The sequence below is a fragment of the Thermosulfurimonas sp. genome (assembly GCF_015491435.1).
Classification (GTDB): domain Bacteria; phylum Desulfobacterota; class Thermodesulfobacteria; order Thermodesulfobacteriales; family Thermodesulfobacteriaceae; genus Thermosulfurimonas_A.
Window position 1 is genome coordinate 1 of record NZ_WFVX01000123.1, and the last position, 5,347, is coordinate 5,347.

Consider the following 5,347-nt stretch of genomic DNA (forward strand, 5'->3'; position numbering starts at 1 on the left):
GCGTAGCGGTGCGGGGGGTGGCCCCGATCTTCTGGGAGGGAAGTGACAAGCCGGTGGGAAGCGTGGAGGTCTTTACCAGTCTTTCGGCCATAGCCAAACGTTTGCGGGAGGTGGCCAAGGAGGAAAACGCCATCTTCTGGATCAAGACCGTGGCCACTACGGCGGCGGAGCGGGTCTCGGAACGAAAACTGGGGCGGTTCTGGATCCTTCTTCCCGCCGCCGAAAAGGAGATGGCCCTTCTGGATGAGGACCTTCTGAATAAGGCCCTTACCTCTCCGCTGGTGGTGGAAAGGGGGCATTATTTCGTTTCCGCGGTCCCGGTCAAGGACTTTCAGGGGCGCTCCATCGGGGTATATGTGCGTTTTGTGGATATCAGTTCCCTTCTGGCCCGCATGCGACAGGATCTCTTCACCGGGGTGGCCGCTACCCTCGGGGGGATGTTGCTCATCATTCTGGTGGTGGTGCTGGTGACCCGGATAAGCCTGGGGAAACCCATCGGTACGGTAATCAAGGCCGCGGAGAGGGTGGGGCAGGGGGATCTGGACGTCTCCGTACCGGAGACCGGGACCTGCGAACTACAGCGCATGGCCCAGGCCCTCAACCGGATCATGGCCGCCCTGGGGCGTTACGTGCTTCACATGCAGAATTATTCCGGAACCCTGCGGGAGATCTCCGGCGAGCTGGACCGCAGGGCGGATAACCTCCGGGAAGGAAGCGGGGCCATCGAGGAGCATACCCGCCACATCAGGGAACTTTCCCGCAGTGCCTCCCAGGAAATCCAGAATATTTCCGAGGCGGTGGAACAGTTCGCCCAGGCCATTCAGGAGGTGGTCCACGGGGTGAACGAGACCTCCCGCGGCATCGAGGAGGTGCGCCATAAGGTACGGTTTGCCACGGAGCGCATCACCCAGCTGGTGGATAGCTCGCGCAGGATCGGAGAGATGGTCCAGATCATCGATCACATTGCCAACCAGACCAATCTTCTGGCGCTGAATGCCACCATCGAGGCGGCCCGGGCCGGGGAGGCCGGGAAGGGGTTCGCCGTGGTGGCCAACGAGGTCAAGGAACTGGCCCGTCAGACCACCGAGGCCACGGAAACCATCCGGGAAACGGTGGAGGTGATCCAGAAAGAGGTGGACAGTGCGGTGAAATCCATCGAAGAGGTGGAGGGGATCGTGGCCGGGGTAAGCGAACAGGCCACCCAGATGGCCGGGGCCGCCGAGGAACAATCCGCGGTCCTGGGAAATATCCAGGAAAGTGTTTCCAAGGGTGCGGAAAAGGTCCAGAAGGTAGATGCCGCGGTGGAGGAGGCCCAGCGTACGGTGGCCGATTTTCTGAAGATGGCCTCGGCCCTGGGGGATACCGCGAACGAGCTTTCCCGTATAGCCGAGGAGATCTATACCTTCAGTTCCAGATTCCGGGTTTCCGAGGAGGGCATTCGGGCCCTGGAAAAGAAGGTCCAGGAGGAATAATCAAGGAGGGGTTTAGGTAACTTCAGGGGGAAAGATCTTGCCGGGATTGAGGAGGCCCTTGGGGTCGAAGAGCCGTTTGAGTTGACGCATAAGCTCCAGGGCCTCCGGGGCAATTTCTGCGGGAAGGAAGGCCTTTTTGGTGAGGCCCACACCGTGTTCTCCGGAGAGGGTTCCGGAGAGTTCCAGCACCAGCTTGAGGATCTCCCGGCGGAGTTCCCGGGCCCGGGGTTCCTGGGAGGGGTGGAAAAGGAGGTTGAGGTGAAGGTTTCCGTCCCCGGCGTGTCCGAAGGCGGCTAAAGGGAGGTCTTTAGCGCGGGAGAGCTGGCGTGCCCGGTGAAGAAAGGTGGCCAGCCGGGAGCGAGGCAGAACCACGTCGTCGGCAAACCGCCGGGAACCCAGTTTTTTGAGGGCCGGGGATATGCTCCGGCGCAATTCCCAGAGGTTTTCGGCCTGCGGGCCCCGGGCTTCCTTTAGGAAAAGGGCCCGAGAGCGCAATAGATCGACGGCCCGGCTGATTTCTTCCTTTACCGCGGATTCCGCCCCGTCGAATTCGAAAAGGAGGAGTCCGCGTATCTCCCGGGGTTCGAACTCCACGGCCCGCAGGGTAACCCGGTCCATGAATTCTGCTGCCGCCGGTAACAACCCGGCGGAGAGCACCTCCTGCATGGCCTCAAGGGCCGCGGTTTCGGAGGAAAACCCCGCCGCCAGGGTGGCCCGGGCCGGGGGTAAGGGCAGGACCTTAAGGGTGATGCGGGTGAAGACCGCGAGAGTCCCCTCCGAACCCACCAGGAGCCGGGTGAGATCGTAGCCCATGACCCCTTTGAGGGTCCGGGTTCCCAGGGAAAGGACCCTTCCTCCGGGGAGGACCGCCTCCAGGGCCAGGACATAGTCCCGGGTGACTCCGTACTTAAGCCCCCGGGGGCCACCGGCACAGGTGGCCACGTTCCCCCCCACGGTGGAGAAACGGAAGCTGGCCGGATCCGGGGGATAGAAGAGTCCCCGTTGAGCCAGGGCCTCCTTAAGACGGGCGTTCACCACCCCGGGTTCCACCACGGCCACCAGATCCTGGGGATGGATTTCCAGGATCCGGTTCATCCGGGTAAAGGAGAGCACCAGGCCGCCTTCGGTTGCCAGAGGGGCTCCGGTGGTGGCGGTTCCGGCTCCCCGCGGGATTACCGGGAATTCTTCTTCGTAAGACAGAGCCAGAATACGGGAGACCTCCTCGGTAGTCTCCGGCAGGGCCACCGCCTCGGGGACCAGGGTCAGTCCGGAGGCGTCGTAGGCATAGGCCAGACGATCGGCCTCGCTTTCAAGAAGACGTTTCCCCAGCAGTTTCTTCAGGGCCGCTCGGGCCTTCGGGGAGATTCTTTTCAAGGTCCAGACGCTCCGCCAGCTCTCTTTCCAGGTATTCTATCTGGTAACGGAAACGGTCTGAAGAGGCCATCTTTTTCTCTACGCTCCTTATGGCATGAAGTACGGTGGCGTGGTCGCGCTGGAAGCGATGGCCGATGGCCGCAAGACTGGAGTCGGTGTGTTTGCGCAGGAGAAACATGGCCACCTGGCGGGGTTCGCTGATGCGTTTCTTCCGGGACCGGGAGAGGAGTTCCTCGGGGGATACCCGGAAGTTTTTGCATACCAGTTCGATGACCAGGGAGGCCGGGTCCGGCCCCTGGGGAGGGAGGATTTCGGCCACCAGTTCCCGGGCCAGGGAGAGGTTGATTTCTTCGCGCAGGATCCCGGCCCGGGCGATGAGCCCCACCACCGCGCTTTCGATCTGTCGGATGTCTCCCCGAAGATGCCGGGCCAGGTATTCCACCACTTCTTCGGGGAAATCGCGGCCCTGTTTGCGGGCCTTACGCCGGATGATGTTTTTACGGGTTTCGTAATCCGGCGGATTGATGCGCACCACCATTCCCGCGGCCAGTCTGGAGCGCAGGGCCGGATCGAGGTGTCCCAGTTCGTGGGGGCGCTGGGTGGAGGTAAAGACCACGGCCCGTTCCTCCTCGTAAAGATAGTCCAGGGCCAGGGCCAGTTCTCCCTGGGTGAACTCGCGGGGAGGGATCTGGTGCACCTCTTCCAGGACCAGGACGTGACAGCTGCGCCAGAGACGTTCCTTGAAGTCCTCCATCTGGCCACCTTTGAGGGCCTTGATGAGGCGTCCGGTAAAGTCCCGGGCCGTGAGATAGCAGACCCGGATGTCCCGGTTCCGGGAAAGGAGGTCGTTCCCCACGGCCTGAGAGAGATGACTTTTTCCCAGCCCGCTTCCGGCGGTAAGGTAGAGGACCTGCCCACGGGGGTTTTCCGCCAGATGGCGGCATACCCGGTAGGCCAGACGATTACAATCTCCCACCACGAATTCCTCAAAGGTAAAGCGCCGTGACAATCCCCGTCCCAGCACCCGTACCGGATCGTAAGGAAGGGAGAGCTGGGAGGGGATTTCTTCCTGGCTCAGGGCGAAGGAGAACCCGCGGAATCCGGCCTGATGGACCGCCTCTTCGAGAAATTTTCGGTAGTTTTCTTCGAGCCATTCCCGGGTAAAGTCATTGGGGACCAGGAAGACGATGCGGCCTTCTCTTATCTCCAGCTTCAGGGGCTCAAACCATACCCGGAAGGTTGCCTCCGGGAGCCGATCTTTCAGAAAACCCTTGATCTTTTCGCTTACCGAGTGGTCCATGGTCCTCCCCCGACAAGAGTTGAAACTTCAGGTTGGGCTTACATTAATAGTCCGGCTCCGGGCGGAAGGCAAAAACCAGGAAAGCCGATGGCGGAGAAAAGTTTCATTTTGGGGTTACCCCCTCATTTTCACGAAAATATCGCTGGTTATAACTTGTGATCCGGAACCACGGGTAAAGCCGTGGACAATACGTTTAGCAATTTGGACCAGGTTCTAAGTATTTTTTAAATCACAAATAGAGTTTCTAACCCGGAAGGGATCGTGAGCAAGTTCTGGTTTCCGATGGATTTCTTCGTATTTTGTCTTCCCCATCTTGGGGCGGAAGGTTCGGGACTTAAGGGACGGGGCCTTTACCCTCCGGGAATTTCGTGGTTTTCTGGGAAACGGAAATGACCAAGGCCCAGTTGCGCCGGGAGCTCAAACGAAAACGAGCTGCCCTTTCCCCGGAAGAAAGGCGGCAATGTTCTCTAAGGATCTGTGCCCTGGTGGAGGCCTCCCCGGTGTTCCGGCAGGCACGCACGGTGTTTCTCTTCGCTTCCTTCGGCACCGAGGTGGATACCTTCCCCCTGCTGGGAAGGGCCCTTCTTTCCGGAAAGAGGGTGGCCCTTCCCCGAACCCTCCTTTCGGAGAAGAGGCTTGTCTTTCACCGGATCTTCACCCTGGGGGAGCTGGTCCCCGGGGCCTACGGGATTCCCGAGCCCCCTCCGGAAAATCCGGTGGTTCCCTGCGAGGAGGCGGATCTGGTGCTGGTTCCGGGCCTGGCCTTTGACCGGGAGGGGTTCCGCCTGGGTTACGGAGGAGGGTTTTACGACCGCATCCTGCGAAAGATCCGGGCTCCCCGGGTGGGGCTGGCCTTTTCCTTTCAGTTAATAGAAAGGGTGCCCCGGGAGGAACACGATCTTCCCGTGGATGGAGTGGTTACCGAGAAGGGGTGGTTTTGGGTCCGGCCGCCAGTTCCTCCAGCCGGGACAGTTTCTCCCGTTCCCCCAGGGCAATGAGGATATCCCCGGCCTCCAGCACGTAGCTCGGGGAGGGATTGAAGATCATCTCCCCGGTCATCTTCTTTACCGCCAGGATGATGGCTCCGGAGATCTCCCGGATACGGCTGGAGACCAGGTCCTTGCCCACCAGGCTGGAGTTCCGGCTCAGGCGCACCTCCTGGAGCTGGAGCTCCAGGTTCATTTCCGGGGCCGTGAGTTCC

The 5,347-nt window shown here is 60.9% G+C and carries 5 protein-coding genes; 2 read left to right on the forward strand and 3 right to left on the reverse strand.

Annotated elements, in window-relative coordinates; translation table 11 throughout:
- On the forward strand, nt 1-1,472 hold a 1,472-nt coding region (locus tag F8J34_RS05605; RefSeq protein ID WP_297057027.1), incomplete at its 5' end, for a methyl-accepting chemotaxis protein.
- A 12-nt stretch (nt 1,473-1,484) separates the two neighbouring features.
- Here the strand turns inward: F8J34_RS05605 and F8J34_RS05610 are convergent.
- Both F8J34_RS05610 and dnaA read right to left on the reverse strand, forming a co-directional pair.
- On the reverse strand, nt 1,485-2,846 hold the full coding sequence (locus tag F8J34_RS05610; protein WP_297057028.1) for an FAD-linked oxidase C-terminal domain-containing protein: 1,362 nt from the start codon (nt 2,844-2,846) through the stop codon (nt 1,485-1,487).
- The gene (gene dnaA, locus F8J34_RS05615; protein ID WP_297057029.1) at nt 2,782-4,146 is read right to left on the reverse strand and encodes a chromosomal replication initiator protein DnaA; all 1,365 of its coding nucleotides are present in this window, start codon (nt 4,144-4,146) and stop codon (nt 2,782-2,784) included. The genes F8J34_RS05610 and dnaA overlap by 65 nt, the downstream gene beginning before the upstream one ends.
- Nucleotides 4,147-4,535: 389 nt before the next feature.
- Between dnaA and F8J34_RS05620 the strand changes: the two genes are divergently transcribed.
- On the forward strand, nt 4,536-5,144 hold the full coding sequence (locus F8J34_RS05620) for a 5-formyltetrahydrofolate cyclo-ligase (RefSeq protein ID WP_297057030.1): 609 nt from the start codon (nt 4,536-4,538) through the stop codon (nt 5,142-5,144).
- Here F8J34_RS05620 and F8J34_RS05625 read toward each other — a convergent pair.
- A partial coding sequence (locus tag F8J34_RS05625; protein WP_297057031.1) for a TrkA C-terminal domain-containing protein occupies nt 5,065-5,347 on the reverse strand: 283 nt, incomplete at its 5' end. The two genes, F8J34_RS05620 and F8J34_RS05625, sit on opposite strands and share 80 nt — an antisense overlap.

Excerpts from the sequence above, each read along its gene's own strand:
- F8J34_RS05620 (WP_297057030.1), top strand. The coding sequence starts at position 4,536 with ATGACCAAGGCCCAGTTGCGCCGGGAGCTCAAACGAAAACGAGCTGCC.
- dnaA (WP_297057029.1), bottom strand. The coding sequence starts at position 4,146 with ATGGACCACTCGGTAAGCGAAAAGATCAAGGGTTTTCTGAAAGATCGG.